Annotated in this window: 11 protein-coding genes; 6 read left to right on the plus strand and 5 right to left on the minus strand. The window is 69.8% G+C overall.

Annotated features, from left to right (window positions below):
- Nucleotides 1-4: 4 nt before the first annotated feature.
- A complete protein-coding gene (gene hemE, locus IE198_RS22990; RefSeq protein WP_189889602.1) occupies nt 5-1069 on the minus strand; it encodes a uroporphyrinogen decarboxylase in 1065 nt (354 codons plus the stop codon).
- Between the two features lie 92 nt (nt 1070-1161).
- Here hemE and IE198_RS22995 point away from each other — a divergent pair, with 92 nt between their 5' ends.
- From IE198_RS22995 to IE198_RS23015, 5 genes are all read left to right on the plus strand, one after another.
- A complete protein-coding gene (locus IE198_RS22995; protein ID WP_189889604.1) occupies nt 1162-1845 on the plus strand; it encodes a DUF3000 domain-containing protein in 684 nt (227 codons plus the stop codon).
- A gap of 241 nt (nt 1846-2086) precedes the next feature.
- A complete protein-coding gene (locus IE198_RS23000; RefSeq protein WP_100109794.1) occupies nt 2087-2749 on the plus strand; it encodes a helix-turn-helix transcriptional regulator in 663 nt (220 codons plus the stop codon).
- Nucleotides 2750-2826: 77 nt separating this feature from the next.
- Nucleotides 2827-4113 carry an HRDC domain-containing protein gene (locus IE198_RS23005; protein ID WP_189889606.1) on the plus strand — a complete coding sequence of 429 codons (1287 nt, stop codon included), beginning with the start codon at nt 2827-2829 and terminating at the stop codon, nt 4111-4113.
- 417 nt (nt 4114-4530) lie between these two features.
- Nucleotides 4531-5757, plus strand: coding sequence for a thiolase family protein (locus IE198_RS23010; protein WP_189889608.1), 1227 nt, complete (start codon nt 4531-4533; stop codon nt 5755-5757).
- Nucleotides 5754-7883 carry a 3-hydroxyacyl-CoA dehydrogenase NAD-binding domain-containing protein gene (locus IE198_RS23015; protein ID WP_189889610.1) on the plus strand — a complete coding sequence of 710 codons (2130 nt, stop codon included), beginning with the start codon at nt 5754-5756 and terminating at the stop codon, nt 7881-7883. The genes IE198_RS23010 and IE198_RS23015 overlap by 4 nt, the downstream gene beginning before the upstream one ends.
- Nucleotides 7884-7964: 81 nt before the next feature.
- Here IE198_RS23015 and IE198_RS23020 read toward each other — a convergent pair whose 3' ends face one another.
- From IE198_RS23020 to IE198_RS23030, 3 genes are read right to left on the minus strand one after another with little or no spacing between them, the layout of a single operon-like run.
- Nucleotides 7965-9473, minus strand: a complete 1509-nt coding sequence (locus IE198_RS23020; RefSeq protein ID WP_189889612.1) for a hypothetical protein — start codon at nt 9471-9473, stop codon at nt 7965-7967.
- A gap of 43 nt (nt 9474-9516) precedes the next feature.
- Complete coding sequence (locus IE198_RS23025; RefSeq protein ID WP_189889614.1) at nt 9517-11046, minus strand: hypothetical protein; 1530 nt, start codon at nt 11044-11046, stop codon at nt 9517-9519.
- Nucleotides 11047-11093: 47 nt separating this feature from the next.
- Complete coding sequence (locus IE198_RS23030) at nt 11094-12620, minus strand: hypothetical protein (RefSeq protein ID WP_189889616.1); 1527 nt, start codon at nt 12618-12620, stop codon at nt 11094-11096.
- A 129-nt stretch (nt 12621-12749) separates the two neighbouring features.
- On the opposite strand from IE198_RS23030, the gene IE198_RS23035 reads away from it, so the two are divergent.
- A complete protein-coding gene (locus tag IE198_RS23035; protein WP_189889619.1) occupies nt 12750-13664 on the plus strand; it encodes an endonuclease/exonuclease/phosphatase family protein in 915 nt (304 codons plus the stop codon).
- A gap of 145 nt (nt 13665-13809) precedes the next feature.
- On the opposite strand, the gene IE198_RS23040 is transcribed toward IE198_RS23035, so the two are convergent.
- Nucleotides 13810-17751, minus strand: a complete 3942-nt coding sequence (locus tag IE198_RS23040; RefSeq protein WP_189889621.1) for a CDP-glycerol glycerophosphotransferase family protein — start codon at nt 17749-17751, stop codon at nt 13810-13812.
- Nucleotides 17752-17906: the final 155 nt, after the last annotated feature.

Raw genomic sequence — 17906 nt, forward strand, 5'->3', positions numbered from 1 at the left:
ACGCCTACCGCGCGGTCGCCTCGTGCACGTCCGCCACCAGCCGCGTCAACGCGTCCGGGTCCGTCGTCGGCAGCACCCCGTGCCCCAGGTTGAAGATGTGCCCCTCCAGCCCCGCCGCCGCGTCCAGCACTTCGCGGGTCTTCTCGCGCACCGCCTCCGGCGAGGAGAAGAGGACCGCCGGGTCCAGGTTCCCCTGGAGCGCCTTGCCGGGGCCGACCCGGCGTGCGGCCTCGTCGAGGGGGACGCGCCAGTCGACGCCGACCACGTCCGCGCCCGCCTCTCCCATGAGTCCCAGCAGCTCGCCCGTACCGACCCCGAAGTGGATCCGCGGGACGCCGTACGCCGCGACCGACTCGAAGACCTTCGCCGAGGCCGGCATCACCGAGCGCCGGTAGTCGGCGGGGGCGAGGGCGCCGACCCACGAGTCGAAGAGCTGCACGGCCGATGCGCCCGCCTCGATCTGGACCTTCAGGAAGGCGGAGGTGATCTCCGCGAGGCGGTCCAGCAGGTCGGCCCACAGCTGCGGGTCGCCGTACATCAGGGCCTTGGTGTTCTCGTGGTTGCGCGAGGGGCCGCCCTCCACGAGATAGCTGGCGAGGGTGAACGGCGCGCCCGCGAAGCCGATCAGCGGGGTGGCTCCCAGTTCACCGGTGAGCATTCCGAACGCCTCGGTGACATACGGGACGTCGTCCGGCGTCAGGTCCCGCAGCCGGGCGAGGTCCGCGCGCGTACGGATCGGCTCCGCGATCACCGGGCCGACACCCGGCTTGATGTCGAGGTCGACACCGATCGCCTTCAGCGGCACCACGATGTCGCTGAAGAAGATCGCGGCGTCGACCTTGTGCCGCCGTACCGGCTGCAGCGTGATCTCCGTGACGAGCTCGGGCCGCATGCAGGACTCGAGCATCGGGATGCCCTCGCGCACCTTCATGTACTCGGGCAGTGAGCGGCCCGCCTGACGCATGAACCAGACCGGCGTGTGCGGCACCGGCTCACGGCGGCACGCCTTCAGAAAAGCGGAGTCGTACGTCGTCGTCTGGTGGCCCGCGGGGCTGTGGTTGGCGCTCACGCACTGAATCTTCGCATGCGCGCGGGAAGTGCCCGCCCCGGCGTGGGTGTCCCTCCCTGCGCGAAGCTCCCGTTCCGCCTACTCTTCCCCGCATGGCTGCGGCTCAGGGACACTTTTCCGATCATTCCAACAGCGCTGACGACAAGGGGAGCGCGGAAGCGGGTGCCGAACCGGGCGCCGTCCCGTCTGCGTTCCGTCAGGCGGTCGAGGCTCTGCGGTCGGCCCGGCTGCGGCCGGAGATCGAGATCGATCCGACGCGGCCCCCGCAGCGGCTCGCACCGCACGCCTACGCGCTGGAGGCGGCGGTCGTCGAGGGCGAGGACGACCTCGCGGACGGGCGTCTCGTACTGCTGCACGAGCCCGCCGGCCACGACGCGTGGCACGGCACCTTCCGGCTGGTGACACTGGTGCGCGCGGAGCTGGAGCCGGAGATGGCGGCCGATCCGCTGCTGCCCGAGGTGTGCTGGTCGTGGCTGACGGGCGCGCTGGAGGCGCGCGGACTGTCGTACGGGGAGCCGAGCGGCACCGTCACCCGCGCGGGGTCTCACTATTTCGGTGGACTCGCAGAGCGCCGTCCGGCGACGCAGATCGAGATCCGTGCGTCATGGACCCCCCGGGAGGGTCCCGGCGGTGCACCGGACACCGCCGCACACCTCGTGGCCTGGTGCGATCTGCTCTGCCAGGTCGCCGGGCTGCCCCCGTCGCCGGCCGGTCAGGCCGACAACGCGACGGGCGTGGTGAACCTTCCGCAGCGCCGCGGCCCGCAGCAGGCCTGATTTGGGGGCGGCCGTGGCAGGGGACACTGACGCGGCCGTGCACAGGAAGGACGCACTTGAACGGTTCGCTCGTAGGATGATCGATCGCCTGTCCGAATTGCCCCAATTATTACTCACCAAATCGTGATCATTCCCTAAAGGCGGACGGGTTCGCTGCCGAAGAGGTCAATGACCTAACTGCACGGTTCGCCCCGGCTTCATCCCCGAGCCGGCGCCGTCCCGCACCTTTCCAGGAGGCCTGGTGTCCGTTCTTCTCGAGCAGCCCGCAAGCCTGGTCGCCTACCGCCCGAACAAACCGACGGCCATGGTCGTCGTGGCCGACCCGCGCGTCCGCTCCACCGTCACCCGCCACCTGTGGGCACTCGGAGTACGTGACGTGATCGAGGCATCGTCCATCGCGGAGGCTCGTCCCCGCGTCGGCAACCCGCGCGACATCTGCGTTGCCGACGTCCACCTGCCCGACGGTTCCGGGCTGACCCTGCTGTCCGAGACCCGCGCGGCGGGCTGGCCCAACGGGCTGGCGCTGTCCGCCGCCGACGACATCGGCGCCGTGCGCAACGCGCTGGCCGGCGGCGTCAAGGGGTACGTGGTCACCGGCACGCGTACCAACATCGGCCACCCCACCCGCCCCGGCGCTTCCCCCATCGGTGCCGCGGCCAATCGAATGCACCGCCGCCCCCCGGGTGCCCCGAGCCACCCGGGCGGCTACCGAGAGCTGTCCGGACGCGAGGTCGAGGTGCTGCGCCTCGTCGCCGAGGGGCAGTCCAACAAGGCGATCGGCGTCTCGATGGGCCTGTCCGCACTGACCGTCAAGAGCCACCTGGCCCGTATCGCACGCAAGCTGGGAACGGGGGACCGCGCCGGCATGGTTGCCGTGGCGCTGCGCACCGGAATCATCCACTGATGACGTGACATCTCTCCGTGCCTGTCGACGGAACGTTCCGTCGACGGGCGCGTTCCGTTCACAGATACCCTTGACACGTGACCGACGCCCAAGAGACCGCAGCAGAGACAGCACTGCGAACCACCGGGGGCGCCCCCTCGGACGACGACGTCCCTGCCGCAGGGTTGCCGATCCCTTTGCTGGAGCCCCGCGAAGGCATCCCGCCGGTGGTCGCCGACGAGGACGCCCTGGCCGGGGTGATCGCCGCCTTCGCGGCCGGCACCGGTCCCGTGGCCGTCGACGCCGAGCGCGCGTCCGGCTACCGGTACGGACAGCGCGCGTACCTCGTACAGCTCCGTCGCGAGGGTGCCGGCACCGCGCTCATCGACCCCGTCGGCTGCCCCGACCTGTCCGGGCTCGGCGACGCGCTCGCCGACGCCGAGTGGATCCTGCACGCCGCCACCCAGGACCTGCCGTGCCTGCGCGAAATAGGCATGGTTCCCAGCCGGCTCTTCGACACCGAGCTGGCCGGACGGCTCGGCGGCCACCCGCGGGTCGGGCTCGGCGCCATGGTCGAGAGCGTCCTCGGTTACGCCCTGGAGAAGGGCCACTCGGCCGTCGACTGGTCCACCCGCCCCCTGCCTGAGCCGTGGCTGCGGTACGCGGCGCTCGACGTGGAGCTGCTGGTCGATCTGCGCGACGCGCTGGAGAAGGACCTCGACCGGCAGGGCAAGCTCGAGTGGGCGCACCAGGAGTTCGACGCGATCGCTGCCGCCCCGCCGCCGCCCCCGCGCCGTGACCCCTGGCGGCGCACGTCCGGGATGCACAAGGTGCGCCGCCGACGCCAGATGGCCGTCGTAAGGGAGATGTGGACGGTCCGCGACCGGGTCGCCCAACGACGTGACATCTCCCCCGGCAAGGTGCTCGGCGACGCCGCGATCATCGAGGCCGCGCTCGCGCTGCCCGCCAACGTGCACGCGCTGACCGCGCTGCCCGGGTTCGGGCAACGGATGGGCCGGCGTCAGCTCGAGCAGTGGCAGGCGGCGGTCGAGCGGGCGAAGGCCCTGCCGGACTCCGAGCTGCCCCAGCCCGGCCAGCCGCTGAACGGCCCGCCGCCGCCGCGGTCCTGGGCGGACAAGGACCCGGCCGCCGCGGCCCGCCTCTCCGCCGCGCGGGCGGCGGTCTCCGACCTGGCGGAGGAGCTGAACATGCCCCAGGAGAACCTGATCACGCCGGACACGGTGCGGCGTGTCTGCTGGGAGCCGCCGTCCGAGGTGACGGTGGGGTCCGTCTCCGACGCCCTGACGGAGCTGGCGGCCCGCCCCTGGCAGGTCGAACTGGTCGCGCCACTGCTGGCGCGCGCGCTGTCCACGGGCGCGGCGTAGCCGCGGGCGGGGCTCAGGGTCGGGGCCATTCCCCTGCCCGCCCCGCCCCCGAAACCGGGCATCCCCCGGACCCTGTACCGCGCTTCGCGCGGTGTTTCGGGGGCTCGGCCCCCGGACCTCCGTGCCCCAAGCGCCGGCGAGGGTGATTTCGCGGAGCGAAATCCAGCCATCCGGCGACCCCGACACGGCGCGGAGCGCGGTACCGGTCCGGGCTCCTGCCCCGGTTTCGGGTAGGGGCGGGACGGGGAACATGCCCGCCGCGGGCGTCACCCCGCACCCCACCCACGTGTGACGTTCACCGCTCCCGCCCCCGGGACTGTGCACCCCGGTTACCCGCAAGTAGCATGAGGGAAGCAAGCGCACGCTCAGCGATGTGCGCCGCAGCAGTGCCACCCCGCACCCTGGAGGAGAGCCATCGTGCCTCGTACCGTCAGGGACGTCGTCTTCGTTGACGGCGTCCGCACCCCGTTCGGCAAGGCGGGCCCGAAGGGCATCTACCACGAGACCCGCGCCGACGATCTCGTCGTGAAGGCCATCCGGGAGCTGCTGCGGCGCAACCCGGCCCTCGACCCCAAGAAGATCGACGAGGTCGCCATCGCCGCGACCACGCAGATCGGTGACCAGGGTCTGACCCTCGGCCGTACCGCCGGCATCCTCGCCGGTCTGCCCCAGTCCGTGCCGGGCTACTCGATCGACCGCATGTGCGCCGGTGCGCTCACCGCCGTCACGAGCGTCGCCGGCTCCATCGCCTTCGGCGCGTACGACGCCGTCATCGCCGGCGGTGTCGAGCACATGGGCCGCCACCCGATGGGTGAGGGCGTCGACCCGAACCCGCGCTTCGTCAGCGAGAAGCTCGTCGACGAGTCGGCCCTCTTCATGGGCATGACCGCAGAGAACCTGCACGACCGGTACCCGCACATCACCAAGCAGCGCACCGACGAGTACGCCGTGCGCTCGCAGGAGAAGGCCGCCAAGGCGTACGCCGACGGCAAGATCCAGCAGGACCTGGTCCCGGTCTCCGTGCGCCGCACCAACCCGGAGGCCGGCGAGACCGGCTGGGGCCTGGTCACCGCCGACGAGCCGATGCGCCCGGGGACGACCCTGGAGAGCCTGGCCGGTCTGAAGACGCCGTTCCGCGTCCACGGCCGTGTCACCGCCGGCAACGCCGCGGGCCTGAACGACGGCGCCACCGCCTCGATCATCGCCTCCGAGGAGTTCGCCCGCGAGAACGGCCTCCCGGTCAAGATGCGCCTCGTCTCGTACGCCTTCGCCGGCGTCGAGCCCGAGGTGATGGGCTACGGCCCCATCCCGTCGACCGAGAAGGCCCTCGCGAAGGCCGGTCTCTCGATCGAGGACATCAACCTCTTCGAGATCAACGAGGCATTCGCCGTCCAGGTCCTGGCCTTCCTCGACCACTACGGCATCGCCGACGACGACCCGCGCGTCAACCAGTACGGCGGCGCCATCGCGTTCGGTCACCCGCTGGCCTCCTCCGGTGTGCGTCTGATGACGCAGCTGGCCCGCCAGTTCGAGGGGCAGCCGGAGGTCCGCTACGGCCTGACCACCATGTGCGTCGGCTTCGGCATGGGCGCCACGGTCATCTGGGAGAACCCGCACCACAAGGACGCCGGAGGCGACAAGTGAGCACCACCGCTGAACTCCTGAAGGGCGCGGCCGAGCTGTTCCCGGACGAGGTCGTCACCCAGGCGCACGTGCGCCACCTCGACCTCCCCGGCGGCGCCGGGCGCTTCGCCCTCATCACGCTGGACAACGGCCTGGACCACACCAAGCCGACCACCATCGGCCCGCAGTCGCTGGCGAACCTCAACGCCGCCGTCGACCAGGTCGAGAAGGAGGCGTCCGAGGGCGCCATCGTCGCTGTCGGTGTCACCGGCAAGCCGTTCATCTTCGCGGTCGGCGCCGACCTCAAGGGCGTCGAACTGCTGAAGCAGCACTCCGACGCGCTCGCGATCGGCAAGGGCGGCCACGACGTCTTCAAGCGTCTTTCCGGCCTGGCCGTGCCGACCTTCGCGTACTACAACGGCGCCTCCATGGGCGGCGGCGTCGAGATCGGTCTGCACTGCACCTACCGCACCGTCTCCAAGGCGATCCCGGCCTTCTCGCTGCCCGAGGTCTTCCTCGGTCTGGTCCCTGGCTGGGGCGGCTGCACGATCCTGCCGAACCTGATCGGTGCGGACCGCGCCGTCTCGGTGATCATCGAGAACTCGCTCAGCCAGAACAAGCAGCTGGGCGGCAGCCAGGTCTTCGAGCTCGGCATCGCCGACGCGATCTTCGAGGGCGCCGACTTCCTCGAGCAGTCCCTGCTCTGGACGGCGTCCGTCCTCAAGGGCGAGACCGTCGTCGAGCGTGCCGACGTCGACCGCGGCGAGGCCTGGGACCAGGCCGTCGCCCGCGGCCGGTTCGTCGCCGACTCCAAGGTGCACGGCGCGGCCCCGGCCGCGTACCGCGCCCTCGACATCATCGAGGCCGCGAAGGACGGCGACCTGCAGAAGGGCTTCGACGCCGAGGACCAGGCGCTGGCCGACCTGATCATGGGCGGCGAACTGCGCAGCGGTATCTACGCCTTCAACCTCGTGCAGAAGCGCGCCAAGCGCCCGGCCGGCGCGCCGGACAAGAAGCTGGCCCGCCCGGTCACCAAGGTCGGCGTCGTGGGCGCCGGTCTGATGGCCTCCCAGCTGGCGCTGCTGTTCCTGCGCCGCCTCGAGGTGCCGGTCGTGCTGACCGACATCGACCAGGAGCGTGTCGACAAGGGCGTGGGCTACGTCCACGCCGAGATCGACAAGCTGCTCGGCAAGGGCCGCATCAACCAGGACAAGGCCAACCGCCTCAAGGCCCTGGTGACCGGTGTGCTCGACAAGGCCGAGGGCTTCGCGGACGCGGACTTCATCATCGAGGCCGTGTTCGAGGAGATGGGCGTCAAGCAGAAGGTGTTCGCCGAGGTCGAGGCGGTCGCCCCGGCACACGCGATCCTCGCCACCAACACCTCCTCGCTGTCGGTCTCGGAGATGGCCGCCAAGCTCAAGCACCCCGAGCGCGTGGTCGGCTTCCACTTCTTCAACCCGGTCGCCGTCCTCCCCCTGTTGGAGATCGTGCGGGGCGAGAAGACGGACGACGCCTCGCTGGCCACCGCGTTCGGTGTCGCCAAGAAGCTGAAGAAGACCGCGGTCCTCACCAAGGACGCCCCGGCGTTCGTCGTGAACCGCATCCTGACCCGCTTCATGGGCGAGATCCAGAACGTCATCGACGAGGGCACCCCGGTCGCCACCGCCGAGAAGGCCATCGAGCCGCTCGGCCTGCCGATGTCGCCGCTGGTCCTGCTGGAGCTCGTCGGCCCGGCCATCGGCCTCCACGTCTCCGAGACCCTGAACCGCGCCTTCCCGGAGCGCTTCAAGGTCTCCGAGAACCTGGCCGCGGTCGTCAAGGCCGGCAAGCGCGGCTTCTACGTCTACGACTCGGGCAAGCCCGAGCTGGACCCGGAGGTCGCCGCCCTCCTCAAGCAGGGCGACACGGTCCTGACCGAGGAGCAGGTCCGCGACCGCGTCCTGGACGCCGTTGCGCAGGAGATCGGCCTGATGCTCGAAGAGGGTGTCGTGGCCGAGGCCCAGGACATCGACCTCTGCCTGATCACCGGCGCCGGCTGGCCCTTCCACCTGGGCGGCATCACGCCGTACCTGGACCGCGAGGGCGTCTCCCAGCGCGTGAACGGCAAGCCGTTCCTGGCACCGGGCGTGGCGAGCCTTCCCGCGTAGACACCGGCAATGGAAGAAGGGCCCCCGCTCGAGCGGGGGCCCTTCTTCCATGCCCCATGGGGCACCGCGCCCCGTGGTGGGTCAGTGGGCGAACCGCGAGGCCCCGGCTGCGGACAGCACCTCGAAGGGCACGACGGCCGCCGGTGATTCGGTCCCCACGGCGTCCACGGCGAACACCTCCACGTTGTGCACGCCCTCCTGCCAGGGCCAGCCGGAGTCCCACGTCCACCGTCCGTCGGCGGCGACCGGGCTCACGCCGAGGAGCGTGCCGCCCGCTCTGAACCCCACCCGTGCGGCCCCGCCGGCGAAGCCGGTGAACTGTACGACGGCTCCCATGACCTGCTGGTACGAGCCGGGGGCCTGGACCACCGGTGCCCCCAGTGGCGCCCCGGACATGGCGGGCGCGATGCCCTGGGGCACGGCCGGCCCCGGCATCCCGGGCGCGGTGACGGCCGCCGCCGCGTCGACCGTGGTGAACGGGACCTCGACGCCCTTCGTGTGGCCTCCGGCCGCGTCCCACGCGATGCACTTCACCAGGTGTTTGCCCTTGCTCCACGGCTTGCTGAGCTTCCAGGACCAGGTGCCGTCCGGCGCCACGGAGGGTGATCCCAGGAACTTGCCGTGTTCCCACAGGCTCACCCGTACGGCACCCTCGGCGGTCCCGCTGAAGTACACGTCGTCCCTGGGGAGTTGGGCATGGAGCGCCGGGTGCGCGACCACGGGCGGCGCGATGTCGGTGCCCTTGCCCCGGGAGTTGGCGGACAGGTAGGCGTCGATGGCCGACGTGTCACGGTCCGGCTCCTCGTAGCCGTTGCGCACCAGGCCGAGTCGCGGGGGGAGTCCGTCGGCGAGCATGTTCACGAGTCCCATGAGGAAGGGGACGTTGCGCCTGGTGACCTGGGTGTGGCCGGTGATGAAGGGGGATTCGCTGTAGATGAAGTTGAAGTTGTCGTATCCCTGGAAGAGCCCCACGAACGGCTCGACCTGTTCCGGATACTGCTCGTCCTGCGGAGAGGAGAGCAGATAGACGTTGGTCGTCCGGCTGACGCCCGACCGCACGAGGTCGGGAATGATCGCGTCGACGATCCGTACGTTCTCCTCCGGCACCCCCTCGCCCAGCATGAACCGGGCGACCCTGGGGTTCCTCTTGCTCACGTAGGTGCCGATGAGGAACTGGGGCACCAGGGAGACGATGTTGCGGAACCCGTACCGCAGGCCGAAGAAGAGCGCCGCACTCCCGCCCTTCGAACCTCCCCACATCGTGACGTCGTCCGGTGTCAGGTCCAGGGCCTTCATCACCTTGGTGATGACAGCGGCCACGGACTGCTCCAGGCCGAAGTCCATCTCCTTGCACAGGTAGTAGCTGTTACTGCCGTGGAACCTGTCGCGAATCCAGAGGATGTTGGCCCGCACCGGGTCGAGGACGCCGTTGGACCAGCCGTAGTCGTCGGTGGCCGCGAAGTTGGCGAACACGACGACGAGATGCCGGTTCCCGCCCTTCGCGTGGGCGAACCGGTACTCGACGGGATACGCACCGGAGGTGTCGATCCCCTGGATCAGCTCGCGACCCTTCGACGCTGCTTTGGGCATGTGTGGCTTCCACTCGTGAGTAGTTCGGAATCGACGACGGAGTTCAGTTCCGCGGGGCGAAGTACCCGGCCGGTGCGGACGCGTTCATGACGGTGAAAGCGGCCGGGGCCGGCGGGGACTCCATGCCGTGCGCGGTAACCGCGACGACCTCGACCAGGTGCGGCCCCTCCGGCCACGGCCAGCCCGGATCCCAGCCCCAGCTCCCGTCCGGCCGGACCCCGCTCATCCCCAGCAGCGCGCCGTTCTGCTGGAACCGGACCTGCACCGCGCCCGCGGCGACGCCGTGGAAGGCGACCGTCGTCCCCGCCACCTGCTGCCGCGGGCCCGGGCTCGAGACGACCGGCGGCAGCACGCCCTGTGCGGCGGGGACCGGGCCGCGCACCGGTGCCGGCGCACCGGACACGGCGCCGGCGGGAACCGCACTCGTAGCCGCGGCGGCCCCGTCCGCCGCTGTGAAGGGGACCTCCCTCGTCGGCGAGTGGAAGCCGGCCGGGTCCACCGCGAAGATCTTGACGCGATGCTCCCCGCCGGCCCACGGCTTGGCGGGCTCCCAGGCCCAGGTGCCGTCCGGGGCCACGCTCGGCGAACCCAGGAACTTGCCCTTCTCCCACAGGCTCACCCGAACCGCCCCCGGGGCGTACCCGGTGAAGCGCGAACCGGCGAGCGGCACCATGCCGCCTGCCGCCGGAACGGTGACCACCGGGGGCGGGAAGGCGTCCGTCGCCTTCACCTTCGCGGTGGAGGCGAGGAAGGCGTCGATGGCCGATGTGTCCCGGTCGGGCTCCTCGTAGCCGTTGCGGATCGTGCCGATGCGCGGCGCGATTCCGTCGACCAGCAGGTAGCCGATCGCGAGGAGGGGCGGAACGTTCCGCACGGTCACCTTGGTGTGCTCCGTGATGAACGGGGACTCGCTGAAGACGAAGTTGAAGTTGGGGTACCGCTGCAGCATCCCCAGGAAGGGCTCGACCTGGGTCGGGTACTGCTCGTCCTGCGGAGACGAGACCAGGTAGATGTTGGCCTCCTGGTTCGCGCCCGCCCTCAGCAGATCGGGGATGACCGCGTCGAGGACCCGCACGTCCTGCTCCGCGAGACCCTCGCCCAGCACGCTCCGGCCGACGTTCGGATAGACCTCCCGTACGAAGGTGCCGATGAGGAACTGGGGAACACAGGCCACGATGTTCCGGAACCCGTACCGCAGCCCGAAGTAGAGGGCGGCGCTGCCGCCCTTCGAACTGCCCCACAGGGTGACGTCGTTCGGCGTCAGGTCGAGGGACCTCATCACCCTGGTGATGAGGTCGATCACGGACCTCTCGACGCCGAAGTCCATCTCCTTGCACAGGTAGTAGGTGAGCCCGCCCTCGAAACGGTCACGGATCCAGAGGATGTTCGACCGCAGGTCGTCGAGGACACCGGTCGACCAGCCGTAGTCGTCCGGAGCGGCAAGGTTGGCGAACACCACCGTCAGATGGCGGTTGCCCTTCTTCGCGTGGGCGAACCGGTACTCGACGGGATACGCACCGGACGTGTCGATCCCGGTGATGATGTCGCGCCCCTTCGACGCTGCTTTGGACATGTGCGGCTTCCACTCGTGAGTAGTTCGGAATCGGCGGCGGTCGGTCGTCAGTACCCCGGCGTGAAGTATCCGGTCGGCGCGGATGCGTTCATGACGGTGAAGGCGGCCGGCGTGGGCGGGGACTCCATGCCGTGCGCGTCCACCGCGACGACCTCGACCAGGTGCGGCCCCTCCGGCCACGGCCAGCCCGGATCCCAGCCCCAGCTCCCGTCCGGCGCGACCACGACCGCGCCCAGGAGCCCGCCGTTCCCACGGAAGCGGACCTGCGCCGCGCCCGGCGCGAGCCCGTGGAATGCGACCGCCGTCGCCACCTGCTGCTGGGGGCCGGGCGCCGAGACGACCGGCGGCCGGAGCAAGTGACCGGGATGCACGGCCCCTACGGCGGCCGGCGGTGCGCCGTGGCCGGGGGCCCCCTCCACGGCCGTGTAGGAAACCTCGACCCGGTCCGACACCGTGAAGGGAACCTCCACCCGGGCCGAATGGAAGCCGGCCGGAGCCACCGCGAAGATCTTGACCAGATGCTTGCCCCGAGCCAGCGGCTTCTCCGGCTCCCAGAACCAGGCGCCGTCCGGGGCGACCTGCGGAGAAGCCAGGAACTTGCCGTTCTCCCACATGCTCACCCGCACCGCCCCGGGCGCCTGCCCCGTGAAGCGGAGGCCGGTGACGGGAACCTCACTGTTGAAGCCCGGGGTCGTGACCACCGGGGGCGGGAACGCGGCGGCGCTCTGGACCTTCGCTGTGGCGCCGAGGTAGGCGTCGACGGCCGACTGGTCGCGGTCGAACTCCTCCTGGGCGTGGCGCGCGAATCCAAGACGCGGGGCGTAACCGTCGGCCAGCAGGTTGAGCAGACCGACCAGCGCCGGCACGTTTCGCCTCGTCGCCGTGGCATGGCCGGTGATCGTCGGCGATTCGCTGTGCAGGTAGTTGAAGTTCTCGTAACCCTGGAAGATGCCGAGGAACGGCTCCACCTGCACGGCGTAGTGCTCGTCCTGCGGGGAGGAGAGCAGGTAGATGTTGGCGCCGCGGTTCGCCTGGCTCCGCACCAGATCGGGAATGAGCGCGTCCAGGATCCGTGCGTTGTGCGCCGGCGTCCCTTCGCCGAGCATATAGGCGGAGACCTTCGGGTGCCGCTTCTCCAGGGCGTCGCCGATGAGGAACTGGGGGACGATGGCCACGATGTTCCGGTAGCCGTAGGTCAGTCCGAAGTACAGGGCCGCACTGCCGCCCTTGGATCCGCCCCACAGGGTGACCTGGTCGGGCGTCAGCCGCAGCGCCCGCACGAAGTTGGCGATGAGCATCTGCACCGAGTCCGCCAGACCGAAGTCCATGTTCCGGCACAGGTAATAGGCGTTCATCCCGTCGAAGCGGTCGCGGATCCACAGGATGTTGGCGCGTACGTTGTCGAAGACGCCGTTGGACCATCCGTAGTCCTCGGGCGCCGAGAAATTGGCGAACACCACGACGAGGTGGCGGTTGCCGCTCTTCGCGTGGGAGAAGCGGTACTCGACCGGAAACGTCCCCGAGGCCTCGATGCCGTTGAACAACTTCCGCCCGTTCGAGGGTGCTTTGGACATTTACGGAACTCCAGTCTCATGACGGTTCTTCGGAGCCGGCCGGGCGGGCACACCCAGGACCAGGCGCTCCGGAAACGGGGACGGGTCGGCACATTGGCGCTGGATCGGCTGATCGGACATGATGTCGAGATGTTTCTGGCGTCCCTGCTCCAGGCCGGCCTCCACCGACGCCGTGGAGTGCCGGCCGCGGCCTTTGCCCTCGCCCTGGCGGTACTCCTCGTCACCGCGACAGCGGTGCTGACCGCCCCGAGTCCGACGCGTTCCCTCTCCGCCACCCGCACTCTGACGGTGGCGAGTTGGAACATGTGCGGCGTCCAACGGTGGGGCTGCGCGCACACCGGAAGCGCCGCCGCCAAGGGGCAGGAGGTGAGGCGGTTCGTCGACGCCGGGGCACACGTCGTCCTCCTCCAGGAGACGTGCGCGGCGCAGATCGAGTTGGTGCGCAAAGCCCTCGGCCGGTCCTGGAGTCTGTCCTTCCGGCCCTACACCTGGCGCGACGGCACCGGGCACGACCGCACGGTCGGGTGCGACGGTCGCGGACAGGGCGCGGCCGGCTTCGCGATTCTCTCGGCCCATCCGCTGTCCTCGGTGCGCGTGGTGTCCTCGCCGCAGCCCGCGGTCGGGCTGCAGCGGGGCATCCTGTGCGCGACGGTCACGGCCCACGACGTCCGGGTGTGCAACGCCCACCTGAGTATGTCCGGCAGCGACCGGGCGCACCCCGGCCGCGAGTACCGGGACGACCAGTTGAAGGCGCTGATGGCGGCGGTGCCGGAGCGGCGCACCGTGTTCGGCGGCGATTTCAACCTCAGACCGCCCGGGGACCGCACTCCGGTCGGTTGGGCGTGGCCGGCGGGCGTCTACCGCAACTACCGGGAGTGCGACCAGGCGTCCGCCTCCGACCGGTCCGGGCGCCCGACGCACGATTCCGGTCGCAAGCTCGACTACCTGTTCACCGGACTGCCGAGGACCATGTGCTCGGTGCGCGACACGGGCGTTTCCGATCACCGGGCCCTGTTGATCCGGGTGGACGCCGGCAGCGACTGAGGCGACGCCGAAGGGACGCTCGGCCCTCGCGTCGGGAAGGGGACCGAGCGCCCGGGGCGCGTACGGCGGGGTGGTCATCGGGTGCCGGGGCCGTCCGGCACGATCGGGAACGCCGCCGGCCGGCCGGCCGGCGGAGCCGTCGGCGTCACACGATCACGCCTTCGTGGGTCCGGTCCCCGGTGGGCGGCGTCTGCGCGAGCCCGCCGGTCGGCTGCTGGAGCCGCGCCGGCATGAGCTGCGGCAGCTGCGCGTGCGGCTGCTGCGGCGGTTGCGAGACGGCCGTCTGCTGCGGCGAAGCCGCATCGTGTGCCGGAGCAGGCTGCTGCGTGGGCGTCGCGCGGACGAGCTCTGCGGATGGGCGCTGGGCGGTGAACCACTGCTGGGGGCTCCACCGGATCGGGGTCATGGCCCGCCCTGCGTGCCGGGTGTCGACGGTGCCGACGGCCGGTGCCTGCGCGTGCTCGGGTGAGAGATCGTCACCCGAGACCAGCATCCGGTCGGCGAGCCGCGCGGCGGCGTAGCCGTCGTCCAGGTCGCAGAACTCGTTCTGGAACCAGCGGTACCGCTCGGCGTAGAGCTCCTGAATCCGGTCGATGTCGCGGATGGCCGCGACCAGGTCATCCGAGGTGTAGAGGAGAGGGCCGGGGGCGCTGTGCTCGAAGTCGAAGTAGAAGCCGCGCAGGGTGTCGCGGTAGTGGTCCAGGTCGTACGTGAAGAACAGGATGGGTCGCCCGGTGTTGACGTAGTCGAACATCAGGGAGGAGTAGTCCGTGATCATCACGTCGGTGATCAGGGAGAGGTCGGCCATGTCCGGGTAGTCGGAGACGTCGAAGACGAATCCGTCGCCGGCGCCCGGCACCGGGTCCACGACGTTGGGGTGACGGCGCACCATGAGGACGTGGTCGGCTCCGAGACGGGCCCGGGCGGCCTCCAGGTCGATGCGGAAGTCGAGCTTGTACTTGCCAGGAGCGTAGAACTGGTCGTCGCGCCAGGTCGGTGCGTACAGGACGACGCGCTTGCCCTCCGGCAGCCCGATACGGCGGCGGATCTCCTGCTCCCGTCGCTCCATGCCGGGCCGGCGCAGAATGTCGTTGCGCGGGTAGCCGCACTCGACCATCTCCCCGGGGAAGCCGAAGGCCCGCTTGAGGATCGGGGTGGAGAAGCTGTTGGGCGAGACCAGCATGTCCCAGTTCTGCACCTCCTTCTCGACGCGTTCCAGGTAGCGCTGGTCGGCGAAGTGGATGGCCTCGATGTCGTGACCGATCTTCTTCAGCGGTGTGCCGTGCCAGGTCTGCACGACGACTTGGCCTTCCCGCTTCTGGAACCAGTCGGGGAGGTGGTTGTTGGCGACGACGTACCGGCTGGTGGCCAGGGCCTCGTACCACTCGGGGGACCACATCCGCACGGGCGTCGCGGTGGGCGGCACCTGGACCTGGTCGTCGCGCACCACCCACAGGTGCTCCAGGCCGACGCGACGTCGCACGAGTTCCTCGTGCAGGGCGCGGGGGCTGTCGGAGTACTGGCTGCCCTTGAAGGCGTCGAAGAGCACGGCGTCGCGCACCGGCTGGCGACGGGACGCGGGGTAGGCCTTGGTGCGCAGCAGCTTCTGCCGGTACGGGCCGCGGGCGTGGTCGGGCATCGCCGAGTGGACGAGGAGCGACAAGCGGTCGTAGGCCTCGGACTGGAGATCGTAGCGTCGCCCACCGTGCTCGAACTCCTGTGGCAACTCCCCGATGAGCTCCTGCTCGAGCTTGATCATCAGGTCTTCCTGACGTTCCTCCGGCCCGACCGTGGAGAGGTCCTGCCGACGCAGGAAGAAGTCCCAGCGCCCGCCGGCGAGCGGAATGCTGCCGGCGAGGGTACGTACGGCGGCCGGGGTGACCACGCACCGGAACGTGTCACGGTTCCAGACGATCGGGAACTCCCGCTCGGCCCCCTGGGCCCGCGAGCGGACGATCACATGGGAGGCGAGGTACTCGCTCGCGGACAACCGGTCGGCCGCCGTGTACCTGCCGTGGATCTCGAGCGAGCCGTCCTCGTGCCAGGTGACGTGCGTGGCCGTGGGCAGCGTGGCCCGTTCGAAGAGGACCACATATCCGGAGCCGTTGCGGTGTACGACCACCTCGCGATCGCCCTCGGGCGCCTGGAGGGCCTGGGGCATTCGGTAGCGGCCGTCCGGGGTCTCCTCCGCCATGACGGGGTAGATGGGCGCCTTGCGACCCTCGACGTGCAGCGTGGTCTTCCACCCGTTGCTGCCCATGCCCCAGGAGCGGGGAACGTTGTCGTCCTCCTCGCCCCGTGAACCGGGGACGAGCCCACTGAGCGGTATTCGGGTGGTGAAGGTGCACCAGCCCTCGCCGCCGTGGGTGAAGTGGACCCAGGAGTCGTGCTGGGCAGCGCCGCTGAGGCTGCGCACCCGGAACTTGCCCCACTCGGGGACGGTGGGACCGAGGTAGACACCGCCGAGCTCGAGCCGGTTGCCGACGACACGGTGACGTGTGATGCGGCACCGGACGATTTCCACGCGGAGCTTGAGCGTTCCCTGAAGGAACAGCGGCACGATACGGGTGTTCTTGTCGACATAGCGGTACGGAGGGTTGGAGGCACTTCCCGCGCCGCCACGCGCCAGCCCCTTGTACCGGAACAGACCACGGCTCAGCACGCCGGCGGCCACGTCCCAGGTGCCCTCCACCCACTGCCCCTTGCGCTTGAGCCGCGTCGTGTCGATCCGGGTCTCGAAGCCGGACCAGTCGTAGCAGTAGCGGTTCTGGTTGGAGTGCTCGGTGGCCTGCGGGTAGTAGGTGGTCTTCGCGGTGGTGACGAGCGTCCGCCCCTGCTTCTTGTTCCGCAGGGCAAGGGCCTTCACGGACATCCGGCGCTTGTGGACGTTGATGAAGCGGATGTAGGCGGCGCCCGAGAGGTGCAGCCATTCGCCCTTCCAGTGTGCGCCGGAGACCGAGCCGTGCAGGGACAGTTCCTTGTCGAGCCGGTACGCCTTCTTGTCGACACCGACCTGGCGGTCTCCGAGGTAGGGGTAGTTGAGGTAGCGGCGGAAGCGGCGGCGCACCGGGATCGGGCCGCCCTTCCGCTCGAACGCGATGACCTCGAGGAGCTCGTCGAGCTTCCAGAAGCGGACCAGATGCCACTTGACCCGGGCTTCGGCGGTGAGGTCGTCGATGATGTCCGGGTCGGCTTCGTCGAGGAACTGGTTGGCCCACTCCATGAAGGCCTGCTGGTACTCCTCGTCCGCGTCGGGCAGCACCTTGAGATGCAGCATGAGGTCCGACTTCAGGCACGCGAGGTCGTACTTGCGCTTGTGCTCGAGGAACGCACGGGAGCGATGGCCGCCCAAGAACCGGCTGACCGACTGCACGGCCGCGACACGGTCACGGAGATTGCTCAGCTCCGTGTGCCGCTGGGTGATCGAAGGCGCGGCCGCACCGTCGCGGCGCCGCCAGAAGTAGACGAAGTCATTGATGACATCGACCTTGTTCGCACGGAAGTGGGCAACCATGTTCACCCAGGAGTCCTCGTACAGGACCCCTTCCGGGAATGCAATGAAGTGGTGATCCCAGAACGAGCGCCGGAACACCTTGTTCCAGACCGTGCGGTCGTAGATCAGCGCCTCGAACCGGGTGATGTGCGTGTGACGCCGGTCCTTCGCCATCGGGCCCTTGTGGAGCGGTGACTGCCACTTCTTGGTGGAGTTCATCATCTGCACATTGCCGGAGACGAAGTCCGACTCCGAACCCTCGAGCCGGCGGATGAGCAGCTCGTAGGCGTACTCCGGGATGACGTCGTCGCCGTCGACGAAGGCGAGGAACTCGGCCGCCGGGTGAGCGGCGCGGATACCGGTGTTGCGGGCGTGGCCAGGGCCGTGCGACTCCTGCCGGATCAGCTTGAAGCGGGGGTCACGGGCACAGAACTCCCCCGCGATGCGGGTCGACGAGTCGGTCGAGCCGTCATCGACGAGAATGACTTCGAGCTCCTTGAACGTCTGGCGTGCGATCGACTCCAGACACTCGTCCAGGTACTGCTCGACGTCCATGAAGGGCACGACGATGCTCAGCCGAGGCCTATCGAACAAAGCGCGCTCCTCCGTTGATCAATCTGCGGCGGCCTACGGCGACGTCGGCCGCTGGCAGACCTGCCCTCACCGGCGTCTCTGCCAACAGCCCCGTAAATGGCGCGCTGTCCGTCGATGAACGGCAGTGAACGCTTATCTGTCCTTCACAGGGCCCG

This window comes from Streptomyces xantholiticus, from assembly GCF_014651015.1.
Taxonomy (GTDB): Bacteria; Actinomycetota; Actinomycetes; order Streptomycetales; family Streptomycetaceae; genus Streptomyces; species Streptomyces xantholiticus.